Here is a 15,693-nt window from a genome sequence, read left to right as displayed (position 1 = left end):
AGGAAGACCCAACAAGCGAATGCCGGTCGCCGAAAGGCAGCAGGAAACCGGGAACCATATGCCGACACCTCCGTCGGCGGTTCCCGCATAACTGGCCGGATAGGGGCCGATGCCTCGACCTGAAAAGGTGCTGACGTGGGTCTGGTGAGCCCGTGAAGAAACGATGACCAAAGACACCTGAACCGAAGGGCAAGTTGGACGCCGTGACGACACACGTGGCTGGGGCGGCGCAAGCCGCTGCGACCGCAGCCGGCATGGCGAACGGACCGGAGGACGAGATCACCGACTGGCCGTCGATCGACTGGCGGAAGGTCGAGGACGACGTACGGCGTCTGCGGCAACGCATCTTTACGGCATCGCAGGCAGGAGACCTGGCCAAGGTCCGGAACCTGCAGAAGTTGATGCTCCGCTCCCGCGCCAACACACTCGCGAGTGTGCGGCGGGTCACGGAGGTCAACGATGGCCGCAAGACGGCGGGCATCGACGGGAAAGTCGTCCTGCTGCCCCAGGGAAAGGCCGATTTGGCCGACTGGGTCCAGCATGACGCGGCCCCGTGGAAGCCCAAGCCCGTCAAGCGGGTGTATATAGCCAAGGCGAATGGGAAACAGCGCCCACTCGGAATTCCCGTGATCGCAGACAGATGCCTACAAGCTCTGACGCTGAATGCACTGGAGCCCGAGTGGGAGGCACGGCTGGAACCGAAGGTCTACGGATTTCGCCCCGGTCGCGGCTGCCATGACGCGATCGTTGCCATCCACACGACGGCGAGCGGCAAGAATGCTAAACGCCTGTGGGTGCTCGACGCTGACTTGAAAGCGGCATTCGACCGAATCGACCACGATCACCTGCTCGCGTCATTGGGGGACTTTCCCGCGAGGGGAATGGTTGCCGGATGGCTGAAGGCCGGTGTGGTCGAGAAAGGTTGGTTCACCCCGACGGTGGAGGGAACTCCCCAGGGCGGGGTGATCAGTCCCGCGTTGTTGAACATCGCCTTGCACGGAATGGGAAAGGCCGCTGGAGTCCGCTACCAGGCTCTCGGCAGTGATGCCACGATTCTGGCGCGCGATTCTCCGGTTCTGGTCGTCTACGCCGACGACCTTCTCGCCCTGTGTCATTCTCGGGAACAGGCCGAGCAGGTCAAGGCTCGGCTGGCCGCGTGGCTCGCGCCCCGGGGGCTGGCTTTCAATGAGGACAAGACGCGCATTGTCCACCTCGATGAGGGCTGCGACTTCCTGGGGTTCAACATCCGACGCTATCGCGGAAAGTTGCTGACCAAGCCGAGCAACGCGGCCCTGCGGCGGATCCGGGAACGGCTTGCCGCCGAAGTGCTGGCCCTGCGAGGGGCCAACGCCGACGCGGTGATCGCCAAGCTCAACCCGATCATCAAGGGCTGGGTCGCTTACTACCGGATCGGGGTGTCCAAGCGGGCGTTCAACTCGCTGGACGCCTACGTGTGGAGACTGGTCTACAAGTGGGCCAAGTTCTCCCACCCGAACAAGCCGATGCGCTGGGTGACCGCCCGGTACTTCGGCATGTTCAACCCGTTCAGGCAGGACACATGGGTATTCGGGGACCGCACCAGCGGTTTCTACCTCTACAAGTTCGCCTGGACGCCGATCGTCCGGCACCGGATGGTGCCAGGGAGAGCGTCAACCGACGATCCCGCCCTGGCCGACTTCTGGGCCAAGCGGCGCCGCCGCGGCAAACTCCCGCTGGGCAAAGGCACCTTGCATCTGCTGCAGATGCAAGACGGCCGATGCCCGCTCTGCGGAGGGCTGCTGCTGCACGCCGACCACGAGCCGCAAACCCCCGACCAGTGGGAGCAGTGGCTCAAGGTCACCCGCACCGCGATCCGCAAACACGCGATCACTACCGATGCGGGCAACGGCAAGCCGGACAAACCCGCCGCCTCACGCCTGATACACACCCACTGCCAGCGTCGGCTGGCCACTGGCCCCGGCCGGTGACCAGCACTTCTGTTCGCCCGCGAGCCCAAGGGGCTTGCTTGAGCCGGTTGCTCGGAAAGCGGGCACGGCCGGTTCTGAGGGGGGACCGCTGCAGCAATGCAGCGGTCCTACCCGACGAGCGGTGGTTCGGCCTGCTGACCGACAAACTCATCCGCCGTGGCGTCCACACCTCGGTGAAGGCGCTCGAAGACGACATCCGGGCATGGATCGTCTCGTGGAACGAGAACCCCAGGCCCTTCACTTGGACCAAGACCGCCGACGAGATCCTCAAATCCCTCGCCGACTACCTCACCATGGAGTTACGACGCTCTGTGATCACTGGGGAGACCTGTGCCTGCGCTGCCATCATGGCTGACCGAACCGCTCTGGGGCCAATTCGCTGCCTTGCTGCCCGAACGACCGGAAGACCACCCGGACCATCCGCTGGGCTGCCACCGCCAACGCATCAGCGACCGGATCATCTTCGACAAGATGCTGCAGCTGCTGCGCTTCGGCTGCTCCTACCAGGCGATCGCCGACACGACGTGCTCGGCCACAACGATCCGCAACCGCCGCAACGAGTGGATCCGGCTCGGCGTCTTCGACAGGTTCAAGCAGATCGCGCTGGAGTCTTACGACCGGATCGTGGGCCTCGTCCTGGACCAGATCGCCGTCGACGGCTCGATCACCAAGGCCCCCGGCGGCGGCGAGGTCGCCGGGCGTTCCCCCGTGGACCGCGGCAAACAGGGCCTGAAGCGCTCGGGCATGACGGATGGTTACGGCATTCCGCTGGGCCGCGTCCTGGCCGGAGCCAACCGGCATGACTCCTAAGCCCGCGATTTCCGGCGCATCACACTAAGTGTTATGTGGGTGTACTCTAGATTCATGTCGAGTACCTATCCGATCGCTGAAGCCCGCACCTGTCTAGGCGACCTCGCGCGTCGTGCCGCCCAGCACGAGCACATCACCCTCACCGACCGGGGGACACCCGCCGCCGTCCTGATCTCCCCGGCGGAGCTGGAAGACCTCGAAGACGCCCTGGCCGTCGCGCGCCTGGAGCGCGACAGGGCCCTGGGGATCACTCCGGCTCCCGTCTCGCATGCCGAGGCGCGTCTCGCACTCCTCGACGCAGCAGGCCGGAGCGGAGAGTGAGCTGGAGCGTCACGTGGGAGCCCACAGCGCTCAACGAGGCAGCCGGCCTTCTGAAGGCCGATTCCGCCGGCGTGGACGCACTGCTGCATGCCACGGACCGGCTCGCGGACGATCCGGCCCCCGAAGGCTCTCGCGCGTGGGGAAGCAGCCACCGGCGTCTGCACAGCGGCCCGTGGAGGGTCCTGTACCGCATCGACGTCCAGAACAGCACGCTGCACATTGAGCATGTAGGACACACCGGCTGAGCGGGGCTACCCGGCGATTCGAGCCAGTGGTCGGGCCGTGATGATGGATCAGCCGACCGGCTGGGCGTGGGCCGCATACCAAGCGTCCCAGATGTCGGTGCGGAGTGGGCCTGGATCAGGCACATCCATGCCCTGGTCCTTGGCCCACTGCCGTACCTGTGGCACCGGCGAGTTCGCCGCGGCTGGTGCGGGATCCGGTCGGCGGCGATGACGACGGGGCGGGAGGGCGGCTGGGGCAGCTGGCCGGGAGAGGTGGCGGTAAAGCCGCGACGTTCGAGGATCCAGTGGCGCTTGTGGTGCATGCGTTCCAGCCAGGGCATGTCAGCGTCGAGGTAGTGGTGCGCCTCGACGTGGTGGTGCGGGTGTCGGTGTGTTCGCCCCACTCGGCGTCGATCTTTGTGGTGGCCTCGGCCTCGATCAGTTCCTGCAGCAGCCTTTCGGCGACCTCGCGGACGAGTTCAAGACCATCGGCCGAACGTAGAGGTCACGCAGATTGGTGGCGGTGCAGTTTGGCGGGTTCAGTTCTCCCAGCGCAGATACCAAGTCGGCTTGGTCACTGTGCGTGCTGAGAATCCGTCGCGGGTGGCTTCCGCCTCGGTCGTACTGACGTAACGCAGCCAGTCGAGTTGCCAGCCGAGTTCTTCCTGTACTGCCCTGTCCTGATCGTCGTTGCATGCGTGAGCTGCGCGGGCGATGCCGCCCGTCGCGAAGTTCGCGGCCGCTTCAGCGTCTTTGGGGTCGCCGAAGAAGGCGGCCTTGAGCGCGTGGCCGACGGCGGTGATCACCTCAAAGGGAATGTCGATGCTCTCATCTAGATCGTCGCAGTAGCTGGCTGCTTCTTGATCGAGGGCTTCTGCCAGACGAGCGGCGGTCTCGCCAGGTATGGTCTCGCCGGATGCCCGGCCCCATGCAGCTGTGATCGCTTCCCAAACGTTGCTGCGGTACGGCCGTGCGCAGTCCATGTACAGGTCGAAGACCCGCTCGGCTACCCCTGCGACGAAGGCCGCACGCTGTTCGGGGGACATCCCGAGGATGACGGCGAATTCCGACTCTGGCAGCATGCCGACTTCTTTCTACGGCGGTTGGCCGTCTTCTTCGGGTCACCCATCCTGTGCTGGCGGCTTCGGCCTCATGGTAGGCGCGCAGGGCGGGTACTCAAGGGCGACGGTGGGGGCGTTCGTCCCAGCGATGGGTGGCCCAGGCTCGACGGATCAGGCTACGGATGGTGATGATCGTGTCCGCGAGATCGAAGAAGGCGTTGACGACGGTAGCGCGGCGTTCGTAGCAGCGGGAAAGGCGGTAGAAGGCGTTCTGCCAGGCGTGCGTACGCTCGACATGCCACCGCCGGCTCGCCTGGATCGGCGCCTTCTCACCCTTGTGCGCGATGCGTCCGCGCAGGTCGCGGGCCGCCAGTTCAGCGCGGGTCTTGTCCGAGTCGTAGCCGGCGTCCAGGTGCACCATGATGTCGTTGGGCAGCGGCCCGAGGTCGTCCAGCAGGTCCAGGGTCGGCGAGAGCAGCGGCGAGTCGTGGCGGTTCGCTCCGGCCAGGACCCGGCCGAGCGGGATCCCGTAACCATCCGTCATGCCCGAGCGTTTCAAGCTCTGTTTGCCGCGATCGACCGGTGAGCGCCCGGCGACCTCGCCGCCGCCGGGGGCCTTGGTGATGGAGCCGTCGACGGCGATCTGGTCGAGCACGAGCCCGACGATCCGGTCGTAGGACTCCAGCGTGATCTGCTTGAGTCGGCCAAAGACGCCGAGCCGGATCCATTCGTCGCGGCGGTTGCGGATGGTGGTCGCCGAGCAGGTCGTGTCGGAGATCGCCTGGTAGGAGCAGCCGAACCGCAGGAGTTGCAGCAACTTGTCGAACACGATCCGGTCGCTGATACGGCGCCGGTGGCACCCCAGCGGGTGGGACGGATCGACCGTAGGGCGCTCGGGCAGCAGCGCCGCGAATTGTTCCCAGAGCGGGTCAGTCAGCCATGATGGAAGCACGGGCACAGGTCCCCCCAGTAATCACAGAGCGTCGCAACTCCATGATCACCGGGACCTGTGCCCACCTTGTCGCTGGGGGCTCCCCACGACGTCTATCTGCGCGAGCTCGTAGTGACTCAAGCAGGCGAAGTAGGTCCTGCTGGGACAAAGCCATCGTGCACCCCCTGGGGTCGAACTGCCCGTCCACTCCGGACAGTTGCACGATGGCCTGCCAGTTGAGCAGGGAGCAGACACCGGCAGACGGTGCACCCCAGGGAGCAGAGAACCCGCGCACTCAACCGCGGAGATCCCCTACACCACTCAGCGGGACGCCATCCGGACGCGGCTACCGCCCCGCCGAATACGAGACCGCCTTCGCAGCCTGACCACCACACCAATGGTGGAACAAGCTCAGTGTGGTGTGAGTGGGGTTTGCTCTGGCGGGGTGGTGGGGGTGGGGGTTGTTTGGGGGGAGGTGGCTGATGCCGTGGGTTTCGGCCTTGTCTTCTCTGGTTGTGAGGCGATGGTGGCTGGTCGTGGTGTGTTGCGGTCGGGGGGTCTGCTGAGACCTGGTTGGTTGGCTGCGTTGTCGCCGGTTGTGGTGGCGGCGTTGGTGGCTGGGGTGGTGGGGCAGGCGCCGGTGGCGTCGGCGGCTGATCCGGTGTCGGGTGTGCCGGTGATTCCGAAGGCGTTGTCTGTGTCCGCGGCGGTAGGTAAGGGAGCAGACGCGGGGTATTTGCCGTCGTCGGGGGAGGTGTTGCCGTCGGGTGTGTTTACGACGTCGGTGCCGTTGGATGTGCCGGCGGGGCGGGCGGCCATGAGTCCGCGGCTGTCGCTGCAGTATGCGTCGGGGGCCGGTCGGTCTTCGGTGGGGGTGGGGTGGTCGTTGTCGGGTGCGGGGTCGGCGATTGCCCGGTGCGCACAGTCGGTGGCGGTGGACGGCACGCACGGGGGTGTGCACTTCGATCCCAACGACCGGTTTTGTCTGAATGGTGAGCGTCTGATTCTTGTCGGGGCGGTGCAGGGCGGCACGGACAAGTACGGAGGGGACGGCTCGGAGTACCGGACGCGGAGCAACAGCTTCCGCAGGATTGTGGCGTTCGGGGGGACGACGCCGGGGATTACGGGTCCGGACCGGTTCGAGGTGACGGACAAGAAGGGGGTGACGCAGACGTTTTTGCCGCACACGGCGACCCGGTCGAGGACAGGGGTCGGTTTCGACACGGCCAACAATCCTTTGATGGATACGGATCTCGCGGTGCCGGTGCGGGTGACGTGGCTGCTGGACCATGAGACGGATGCGTCGGGGAACACGGTCTCCTACGAGTACGACAAGGACGGCAGGGCCCGCAACGAAATCCTCATCTCCAAGATCGAGTATACGAGCAACGGGGGGGTGGCGGCGAAGCGGCGGGTGGAGTTCGATTACGAGGACGATGCTGCGGGGGCCAGGTTCTCGTATACGGCGGGGGTGCGGTTTGCGCATACGAAGCGGTTGAAGACGATCCGTATGCTGGCGCCGATGCCGGATGACACGAAGCTGGCGTGGCAGTACCACCTCGCCTACACGGTGTCGTCGAGCAGGCAGAGTCTGCTGGCCTCGCTGCAGAAGTGCGGCAGCGCGGGCGGGTGTGTGAAGAAGAAGGAGTTCGGCTGGTCCAGTCAGCCGGCGGCGCCGTCGTTCACGGTGGTCGACGGGGGTTCGGTGACACTGGACACGGCGGCTGGTAATCCGCGGATGCGGGTGCTGGACCTGGACGGGGACGGCAGAAGTGATCTTCTGTATTCGCGGGGGCCGGGGAAGCCGGACCGGGTGAAGTTCGGTGTCTCGCCGGATGCGCAGAGGGATCTGACCCCGGCGCTGGGCTGGCCGGGGGAGCTGACCGATCTGGGGCGGGCGCGCGCGGTGGACGCGAACGTCGACGGGGCGGCGGAGATTTTGCTGCCGGTCTTTTCGGCGGTGACGAAGAAGTGGACGTCGCATCTGCTGAAGTGGGACAAGAAGGCCGCCCGGTTCGTTGAGGACATGATGACGCCGTTCGACCTGCCGGAGAACGCGGTGGGTAACCTGGCGGATGTGAACGGTGACGGCCGTTTGGACATGCTCAGCCCCGATGGGGCGGCATCGGACAAGGTGCCGACGGTGTCGGTGCGGATCGCGGACGGGCCGGGCACGTTCAAGCCGGCTACGGCCAGCAGTATGAAGGCCCGTTGTGATCTGGGAGTGTCGGATCTGGACGGTGACGGCCGGGCCGAGCAGCTGTCGGCGAACGTGTCGGCGGACGGCACGTGTCTGGCGTCGGTGTCGTCGCTGAGTGTCAGTGATGCGGGCGTGGCCACGGTGAGTGCGCAGTCGGTGGTCAAGTCCGGCCGCCTCTACAGCCGGGCGGCACCCCAGCAGTCTGGTTTCGAGACGTTTCCGGGGGACTTCAACGCGGACGGTCTGGAGGATGTGCTGCTGCTGCCGCCCAAGACGGACCCGGCCAAGCACATTTACGATCTGCACGGCATCCTGCTGTTCAACACTGGCCGGGGCCTTGCCGATCCGCACAGTGTGTCGATCGGGCATGACGATTCGATGGATTTGCGGGTCGCTGACGTCAACGGCGACGGCCGGGATGACATCGTCTCCTTCGACGCCGTAGCGACGCATCTTGCGGTTTCGGACGGTGACGGCACGTTCACCTCCTCCGACATTGATCTGGGCGGCGGCACTAAGGACGAGAGTGCCGGGCGGGCCACTTCGCAGCTGGCGGATGTCAACGGTGACGGCCGCACCGACGTGGTGAAGATCGATTCGGGGCGGATGCGGATCCTGCAGCAAAACGAACGCCAGGTCGACAAGTTGGTGTCGGTGCACGACGAGGGAGTGGCCTGGCAGCGGGAGAGCATCACCTACTCCAACACCTGGTCCAGCACGCCCGAGACGGCCACGTGCACGTATCCGCTGACGTGTCCGAAGAAGGGCTTCCCGGTGGTGCGCCAGCGGGTGTCGCGGGCTGGACAGGTCAACACCGCTTCTGCCGGCGCGGCCCGCGTGTGGCAGTACACCTACGCCGATCCGGTCACTGACCTGCGGGGCAACGGCTCCCTGGGGTTCGGCACGTTCCGGGTCTTCGACAAGCGGCGTGCCTCCCAGACGGAGATGGTGTTCGCGCACCGCAAGAGCGTCAGCAACGGCGCTTTCTACCCGGAGGTCGGGCGGCCTTCGCTGGTCACCACGGTGGTGGCGATCCTTACCGCCGAGCAGGCTGCCGCGAAGCCGGCCACGGCCCGCGCGCGGGTGACACGCACGTCTTCCGCCTATGAGGCCCGGCCGCAGCACGGCGGCAAGGTGATGGCTGTCTTCGACACGAGCTCGACCACCAAGGAATGGGAACAGTCCGGCGCGCAGCAAGTCGCTATCGACTGGGACGGCCAGGCGGCGGGCGCAGCGATCACCGGTGTCAGTGAGCCGGCCACGGCGCTTCGGCGCACCGACAGTGCTGCGGTGTTCGACGAGTTCGGCAACCCGACCTCGCTGTCGCGGGCCACCGATGGCGGCACCGCGCTCATCACGACGACGAAGTTCGACACCGCGGCCGAGCTGATCGAGGAGTGGCGGGTCGGTGAGGCTCTCTCGTCCAAGACGGTGAGCTTCGCGGCCGACGGCGCCACGCGGGAACGCAACGTCTCCTACCTCCACGACGAGCGCGGCCTGCTGACCAGAACGGACGTGGAGAAAAACAACACGGACGATGATGCCGACAGGGTGCGCGAGTCGACGATCACCGCCTACAACGCGCGGGGCGCGGTGACGTCGGTGACGTCCAAGACGCCGGGGCGCCCGGACCGCACCGTATACACCGCCTACGAGCCGGCGTTTCCCGGCCAGCCGAACGAGGAGATCTACCCCTCCCTGGTGTGGGTCGACTACAAGGTGGCCGCCTACCGGCCGGCGACATGGATGGTCACCCATCCCGCGTTCGGCATCACGCTGGGCAGCGAAGACGTCAACGGCCGCACCACCACAGCGAAAATTGATGATCTGGGCCGACAGGTCCACGCCGAGACCGACGGCACTGCGCCCACCGACATCACCTACGCCGGCCGCGGCGACTTGGCCGGCGGCATCAACGGCGTGAGCGTCACCACCACCACCGGACCCAAGACCAGCACCGCCTCCACCGATGTCCTGGGACGGCCGGTCGCCTCCTTCGGCAAGGACTTCGACAACGTCGGCGGGAAACTGGCCACCGCCGTCACCTACGACACGCTGGGCCGCACCGTGGCCACGTCCGCTCCCTCGCCGACCGGAGGGAAGGCAACCAGCTACTTCGAATACGACAGCCTGGACCGGATGGTGAAGTCGACCGGCCCGGACGGCAAATCCACCGTGTTCGAACCCGCCTTCGCCTCCACGACGGTCACCGACCCCACCGGCGCCACCCGGCTCGACCTCTACGACGCCGACGGCCGGCTGAAAGTCCACACCGACTACCGCACCAAGCCCGACGGCAGCGCCGAGGGCCTCAACACCGCCTACACCTACGCCCCGTTCGACCTGCTGAAGTCGATCACCGACGCCAAGGGCAACGTCACCACCATGCAGTACGACGTCCGCGGGCGCCGCACCAGGCTCAGCGAACCGGACCGCGGAGTCACCGACACCGCCTACTTCGGTAACGGCCTCATCGAGCGGGAGACCCGTGGCGACGCCCAGCACCAGAGCGTCTTCGGCTACGACGACCTGGGCCGGATGACCTCCCGCACCACCGAAGACGGCATCTCCGCGTTCGTCTACGACAGCGCCCCCCACGGCATCGGCCAGCTGGACTACGCCACCAGCCCCGAACAGATCGATAAAATCCGCACCGACTTCACCTACGACTCCTACGGCCGGCCCGCCGGCACCACATACACCGACCAGACCACCAGCCGCTCCTACACCACCTCGCAGACCTACAACGCAGACGGCACCGCCGACACGCTGACCTACCCCGAGGTCACCGGACGCGAGCCGCTCACCCTGCGCTACGGCTACAACGCAGCCGGCTACCCCAACACCGTCACCGACATCACCCCCGGCCAGGACCCGAAAACCCTGTGGACGGTCAGCAAGCGCACCCCCGACCTGCAGACGGACACCGCCCAGCTCGGCAACGGCGTCACCCTCAAGAACACCTACCAGAGCGCCGGCGGACGCCTGGACACCCTCACCGCCACCACCGGCGCGGGCACCAAGGTGATGGGCCTGGACTACGACTACGACGCGGCCGGCCGGGTCATCAAGCAGACCCGCGACGACGCCACCACCCCGCTGCGCTCGGAAACCTACGACTACAACACCGTGGGCCAGCTCACCGGCTGGAACCTCGGCCATGACGCAGGCTCACAGAGCATCGACTACAGCTACGACGCCCTGGGCGGCCTGACCAAGATCAGCCAGCCCGACGGCACTGCGGACACCCTCACCTACCCCACCGGCACCGTGCAGCCGCATACCGTCACCGGTCACGATGCCACCAGCATGGGCGGAGCCAAGGAAACCTACGGCTACGACAACCGCGGCCGGCAGACCACCGTGAAAAACGCCGCCGGCACCGTCACCCGCCAGGTCACCTACACCGCCTTCGACCTGCCCCGCACCGTCACCACCCGGGGCGTGACCACCACCTACCGCTACGACGCCTTCAACAACAAGATCATGGAAGCCACCCCCATCGGCAACACCCTCTACATCGGAGGCCTGTTCGAGCACCGCTTCCACAAAGGCAGCGGCGACAAGGACGTCTTCCACCTCGCCGGCCCCGACGGCAGCATCGGCCAGGCCGTCTTCGACGGCGTCAAGACCGACGTCCAGTACAACCTCACCGACCGCCTCGGCTCCACCGCCACCACCCTGGACACCTCAGGCAACCCCCTCCAGACCCTCTACTACGAACCCTTCGGCCGCCTCGTCACAAAGAACGGCACACCCTTCACCGGCACCACCGGCGACCTCACCCGCACCTTCACCGGCCACGAAAACACCCCCAACACCGGCCTCATCAACATGAAGGGCCGCCTCTACGACCCCAACAATCACACCTTCATCACCCCCGACCCCGTCCTGGACACCACCACCAGCCAAACCCTCAACCCCTACACCTACGTCCACAACGACCCCCTCAACAACACCGACCCCAGCGGCAAAGTCACCTGCGCCTTCACCCACCCCGGTGAATGCGACCAACCCGGCAGCGGATCCAGCGGCATCGCCGGCGCACAGTCAACCGGCGCACCCGGCGTCTACGGCGGCAAGGGCTACATCGGCAACGACTGCGGCTGCACCCCCGTCACCGGAGAAAACAGCGGCTCCAACGCCGAAGCACTCTGGAACCAGGCCAACGCAGCCGACAAAGCCGCCATCGAAGCCGCCGACAGAGCAGCAGCCAAAACCGCCAAAGCCGACGCCAAGGGAAGCACCCAAGCCGGATCAGGCGACATCCTCAACAACACCACAGCCGCCGCCGGACTCTGCACCGAAGACTGCGCCACCGACCTCCGCACCGCCGACGGAACCCCAGCCGCCTACCAGAAATACGAAGGACCCAACGGACTTAATGAAGTCTGGATCACTACCAGAGACTCCTACATCACTCAATGGATTGGAGTGCTAGTTGTGGTCGGGGGAGCGACAGCTGTTGCTGCAGTAGCCGACGCCCTCATCCCCGCAGCAGCACCCACAGTCACAGGTGCATCAGGAACCGGCACCATGTGCGCCACAGACCAAAAATGCGCCGCCCAAGTCAGCGAGATGGTCAAACCTGCTATCCCAGACACTGTGCAGGCACAAAGGGAGATAGCGATCGGCTACGCGGAAATAAAGAAGGCCATGTGGGAGGGCGCCCTCCGGGAGGCGCAGGTCAATCTCGCAAACGCCCGATCAGCTTTCGACGCCGCCGTAAGGGCTGCTGTGAGACACGAGCAGACAGCATCGCCGGATGCCTATGAAAGGCAACTCGCCCGCGATGGTTATAAAGCAGCAGTTGGCCAGGCAGCGTATTGGGTCGACGCTGCGATCAGACTTGTCAAGTCGCGAGAGCAACTGGTGCGAGAAGCAGCAGGAACACTGGGACGAGCTAGGAACGGCGGCTAATCTCGATCTTGCATGACGGTCCGCCGACGGAGTCGGTGGACCGTTTCGCTTCTGTGACTGATGGCGGGCATGCCGACGGCCCGAGTGTCGTGTCGGGTGGGCGCCGGGTTCCGCTGCTCCGGGGTGTTGTTTCGTAGGGATAGGTGGATCCGCTGTCAGCCGGGGTTCGGCAGGAGCGCGAGCTGTTCGAGGGCGCCTGTGATCTCGTGGGTCCAGGGCGGCGCTGTCAAGTTGAGTGAGGGGCCTCGGGGCTGGGATGATCGTCGGGTTTGTTGATCGTCCGGGGAGGGGGCGGCCGTGGAGTCCGAAGCGACGGTGTCGTACAAGGGTTTCCGGTTCCCGGCGGAGGTCATCTCCCAGGCGGTGTGGCTGTACCACCGCTTCCCGCTCAGCTACCGCGAGGTCGAGGAGTTGCTGCTGGCGCGCGGGATCATCGTCTCCCACGAGGCCATCCGGCAGTGGTGTGACCGGTTCGGGCCTCAGTACGCGGCCGCCCTACGCCGTCGCCGGAAGCAGACCTCGCACGGTTCATCAACCCGATCATTCGCGGGTGGATGACGTACTACGGAGCCTTCTACCAGTCGGCCCTCCATCCCCTCCTGGAACGCGTCAACGCCTACCTGAGGCGGTGGATGCGCAAGAAGTTCAAACGGCTGCGGGGCAGGAAGAAAGCCCAAACGGCGTGGAACCAGGCCGTCGCACGGCGACCCCGGTTCGCCCACTGGGCCTGGACCACCCATGCCCCCCGCGTCTGGTGACCAGAACGACAAGAGCCGTATGACGAGAGATCGTCACGTACGGATCTGTGAGGGCCGAGGGGTGAAAATCCCCTCGGCTACTCGGCGGCTAAAGCCGGTGTCGAAGTCCTTCACTGGTCAATTCGATGCTGTCGAAGCGGTCGTGAACTCTCCAAGCGACCGCATCCTGAACATCGGGCTCGTTGATTCGAATACCATTCTCTTGGAAATCGCAGAACAAGGCAACAAGCACTCCTCTTTCGACTCCGAAGAAGGATACATGACCCCTGCCACCAAACTCCTGGGCGGATGTTCCGGCAAAGATCAACGGGAGGCGATAGTAGCAATATGCGTCAAAGTCTCGAAAGGATCCGCTCGCCGTCACATTGGCATGATCATTCAGCGAGATGCGGTTGATCCTCAGTTGGGCAGGGGCGGGATTGTCGTGCAGGTGATCGAAAAGAGCGTCGACCGGTGAATCCCGCCTCAGCTTTCTGTTCTCAAGAAGGTAGATGCCGGGACTTCCTTCATCGTCTACCGCCGGCCTCCATTCCGCGATATCCTCGGCCGTGATCTCGTGGCCGACGCGCCGTAGCTCATCCAGGGCCTCTTCTAGTGTGGCGGTGTCCTCGATGATCAGGTCGGTTAGCAGGTCCTCGTCGGACTCATCGAATTTTTCTGAGAATCCCTGGAGTGATTCTAGTCTCGTCCGCTGCTCAATTAGAACTTGCTCGCGCCACGTCTTGAATTCACTGCGAGAGTTGAATTTGACCTGCATTTGAAATTCTATATTGAATGCCATTGAGTGTTCTCCTGATTTTGGCCGCCAGTTCTGGTTTTTTCGGGCACCCCCGGGGGTGCACAAATTATATGCTGACACACATTAACCGGGCGGTCCTCAACGGTGTTGTCAGGCTGCGGTGGGCAGGCAGGGCCCTGTCGTTCTCGCGATTGGCGAAGCATGAGCTTGTTCAGTTCGGCTACTGATCGGGTGACGTGTGGTGAGGGCGGAACGGGCAGAGCCCCAGGGCTGTTGAGCGAGGTGTCTACGCTCAACTCTTCAGCCTTGGGGCTCTGTTGGTTCCTTATCGTGCCGTACTCGATGTTCCGCATGCCCTGGTGGAGTGGGTCACGATGCTCATTGTCACCCGTGAGGGTGACCGCAGGTGCAAGCTGCCAGCGTCCGAGCGCGCCCTGGTCGCACTGGTATACCTGCGGAAGAACGACGCCCTGTGTCAGCTCGCGGCCGGCTTCGGTATCAGCCTGGGCACCGCACACGCCCACGTGCACGCCGTGATCGGCCACCTCGCAGAGCTCGCGCCCGGTCTGACCGCGGCCCTGAGATCGCCCCGACGCCCGCTACCTGCTGCTGGAGGGGACACTCGCCGAGTGCGACCGGACCGGCGACGGCCGGGCGGACTACTGGGGAAAGCACCGCCGGCACGGCGTGAACCTGCAGGTGGTGACCGCTCCGGACGGCACGCTGGTGTGGATCTCGCCCGCGCTGCCCGGCCGGACCCACGATCTGACCGCGGCCCGACGGCACCGGATCATCGCTACGTGTATCCGCCTGGGCATCCCGATCCTGGCCGACCGCGGCTACCAGGGCGCCGGTGACATCGTCGTCGTGCCCCACAGACGACGACCGGGCAAAGACCTCACCGTCAAACAGAGATGCGTCAACCGGGCGCACTCGCGTCTGCGGTGGCCTGTCGAGAGATCCATCGCATCGGTCAAGACCTGGCGGATCCTCCGCAAAGCCCGCTGCAACCCGAGCCGGATGACGTCAATCGCCAGAGCCATTCTCACCCTGGAGACTCACCGCTGAACAAGCTCAATGACCAGTTGAGTCCGAGGGCGGTTGGCGGCCGGGTCGTGTCCCGCCCGTGATGGTGCAGGCCCGCGGCGATGTTGTCCCAGCCGGTCAGGCGGAGCGCGCCGATGGCCAGGTTCCGCAGGGAGGCCATCGCCCGCGGTGCACCGCCGGTTCGCACCCGTGAGGCGTCCTCCCCGAACGTCACATCCCTGACATGGTGCTCACGATTCTCAATAGCCCAATGCCCGCGAACGCGTTCGTCAGCAGCGTTCGTCTGGTGCACCGTCAGACCGATGATCGCGTAGACGCGCTCGAGCGACACCTTCCCGGTGCGCAGGGTGCGCCGCCTGCGGACGATCTGCAGCGCCTGGTCGGCGTGCGATGGCAGTCCCGGCACGATGGCGGCCTTGAGCCGGCGGATTTCGTCAGGGCCGTGCGCGGTGGGCCGGGTACGGTCCAGCAGCGGAACCTCCTTCCACGGCAGGTTCTTCACCAGCGCGTGCAGGCTCGGATGGTTGCCCTTGAGTACGGCGATGTAGTGCGCTCCCTTCTCCTCGGCCAGGAACTTCGCGTGGTCGGTCTGGGTCAGCAGCGCGTCGAAGGTCACCACCGCGCCGGTCAGGTCCAGCGGGTTCAGCAGGGGGCGGAACGCGGTGATCTCGTTGCTCTTGGCGTTGACCTTACGCTGGGCCAGCACGATGCTGTC

General features: G+C 65.4%; 9 protein-coding genes and 4 pseudogenes. 9 read left to right on the top strand and 4 right to left on the bottom strand.

The window, feature by feature from the left end; translation table 11 throughout:
- Positions 1-254: 254 nt before the first annotated feature.
- From ltrA to OG985_RS01665, 5 genes and pseudogenes are all read left to right on the top strand, one after another.
- Positions 255-1,967 (top strand): group II intron reverse transcriptase/maturase, encoded by a 1,713-nt coding sequence (gene ltrA, locus OG985_RS01685; RefSeq protein ID WP_371674221.1) that lies wholly within the window; start codon positions 255-257, stop codon positions 1,965-1,967.
- 116 nt (positions 1,968-2,083) lie between these two features.
- A pseudogene (locus tag OG985_RS01680) lies at positions 2,084-2,254 on the top strand (IS630 family transposase); the annotation flags it as partial.
- Between the two features lie 43 nt (positions 2,255-2,297).
- Positions 2,298-2,774, top strand: a pseudogene (locus OG985_RS01675) (transposase); the annotation flags it as partial.
- Between the two features lie 57 nt (positions 2,775-2,831).
- Positions 2,832-3,098 carry a type II toxin-antitoxin system Phd/YefM family antitoxin gene (locus OG985_RS01670; RefSeq protein ID WP_371666555.1) on the top strand — a complete coding sequence of 89 codons (267 nt, stop codon included), beginning with the start codon at positions 2,832-2,834 and terminating at the stop codon, positions 3,096-3,098.
- The gene (locus OG985_RS01665) at positions 3,095-3,343 is read left to right on the top strand and encodes a type II toxin-antitoxin system RelE/ParE family toxin (RefSeq protein WP_371666554.1); all 249 of its coding nucleotides are present in this window, start codon (positions 3,095-3,097) and stop codon (positions 3,341-3,343) included. The genes OG985_RS01670 and OG985_RS01665 overlap by 4 nt, the downstream gene beginning before the upstream one ends.
- Positions 3,344-3,861: 518 nt before the next feature.
- On the opposite strand, the gene OG985_RS01660 is transcribed toward OG985_RS01665, so the two are convergent.
- Complete coding sequence (locus OG985_RS01660; RefSeq protein ID WP_331718632.1) at positions 3,862-4,404, bottom strand: hypothetical protein; 543 nt, start codon at positions 4,402-4,404, stop codon at positions 3,862-3,864.
- A 94-nt stretch (positions 4,405-4,498) separates the two neighbouring features.
- Entirely contained in the window at positions 4,499-5,341 is an 843-nt protein-coding gene (locus OG985_RS01655; protein WP_371666553.1) for an IS5 family transposase, read from the bottom strand.
- Between the two features lie 370 nt (positions 5,342-5,711).
- Between OG985_RS01655 and OG985_RS01650 the strand changes: the two genes are divergently transcribed.
- The 3 genes and pseudogenes from OG985_RS01650 (at position 5,712) to OG985_RS01640 (ending at position 13,192) form a co-directional block, all read left to right on the top strand.
- A complete protein-coding gene (locus OG985_RS01650; RefSeq protein WP_371666552.1) occupies positions 5,712-12,434 on the top strand; it encodes an FG-GAP-like repeat-containing protein in 6,723 nt (2,240 codons plus the stop codon).
- A gap of 315 nt (positions 12,435-12,749) precedes the next feature.
- Positions 12,750-12,941, top strand: a pseudogene (locus OG985_RS01645) (IS6 family transposase); the annotation flags it as partial.
- A 47-nt stretch (positions 12,942-12,988) separates the two neighbouring features.
- Complete coding sequence (locus OG985_RS01640) at positions 12,989-13,192, top strand: group II intron maturase-specific domain-containing protein (protein ID WP_371666551.1); 204 nt, start codon at positions 12,989-12,991, stop codon at positions 13,190-13,192.
- A gap of 88 nt (positions 13,193-13,280) precedes the next feature.
- Here the strand turns inward: OG985_RS01640 and OG985_RS01635 are convergent, their stop codons facing one another.
- Positions 13,281-13,973, bottom strand: coding sequence for a hypothetical protein (locus OG985_RS01635; RefSeq protein WP_371666550.1), 693 nt, complete (start codon positions 13,971-13,973; stop codon positions 13,281-13,283).
- 275 nt (positions 13,974-14,248) lie between these two features.
- Here OG985_RS01635 and OG985_RS01630 point away from each other — a divergent pair.
- Positions 14,249-14,999 (top strand): annotated as a pseudogene (locus tag OG985_RS01630) (transposase family protein).
- Here the strand turns inward: OG985_RS01630 and OG985_RS01625 are convergent.
- A complete protein-coding gene (locus OG985_RS01625; RefSeq protein ID WP_371666549.1) occupies positions 14,977-15,684 on the bottom strand; it encodes an ISAs1 family transposase in 708 nt (235 codons plus the stop codon). The pseudogene OG985_RS01630 and the gene OG985_RS01625 overlap by 23 nt on opposite strands.
- Positions 15,685-15,693: the final 9 nt, after the last annotated feature.

This window comes from Streptomyces sp. NBC_00289 (genome assembly GCF_041435115.1).
Classification (GTDB): Bacteria; Actinomycetota; Actinomycetes; order Streptomycetales; family Streptomycetaceae; genus Streptomyces.
Note: the sequence above shows the minus strand (reverse complement) of the source record. Positions and strands in the feature narration are given on the sequence as shown.

Coding starts and splice junctions, on each gene's coding strand:
- ltrA (WP_371674221.1), top strand. CDS start 255: ATGGCGAACGGACCGGAGGACGAGATCACCGACTGGCCGTCGATCGAC.
- OG985_RS01670 (WP_371666555.1), top strand. CDS start 2,832: ATGTCGAGTACCTATCCGATCGCTGAAGCCCGCACCTGTCTAGGCGAC.
- OG985_RS01660 (WP_331718632.1), bottom strand. CDS start 4,404: ATGCTGCCAGAGTCGGAATTCGCCGTCATCCTCGGGATGTCCCCCGAA.
- OG985_RS01650 (WP_371666552.1), top strand. CDS start 5,712: ATGGTGGAACAAGCTCAGTGTGGTGTGAGTGGGGTTTGCTCTGGCGGG.
- OG985_RS01640 (WP_371666551.1), top strand. CDS start 12,989: ATGACGTACTACGGAGCCTTCTACCAGTCGGCCCTCCATCCCCTCCTG.
- OG985_RS01635 (WP_371666550.1), bottom strand. CDS start 13,973: ATGGCATTCAATATAGAATTTCAAATGCAGGTCAAATTCAACTCTCGC.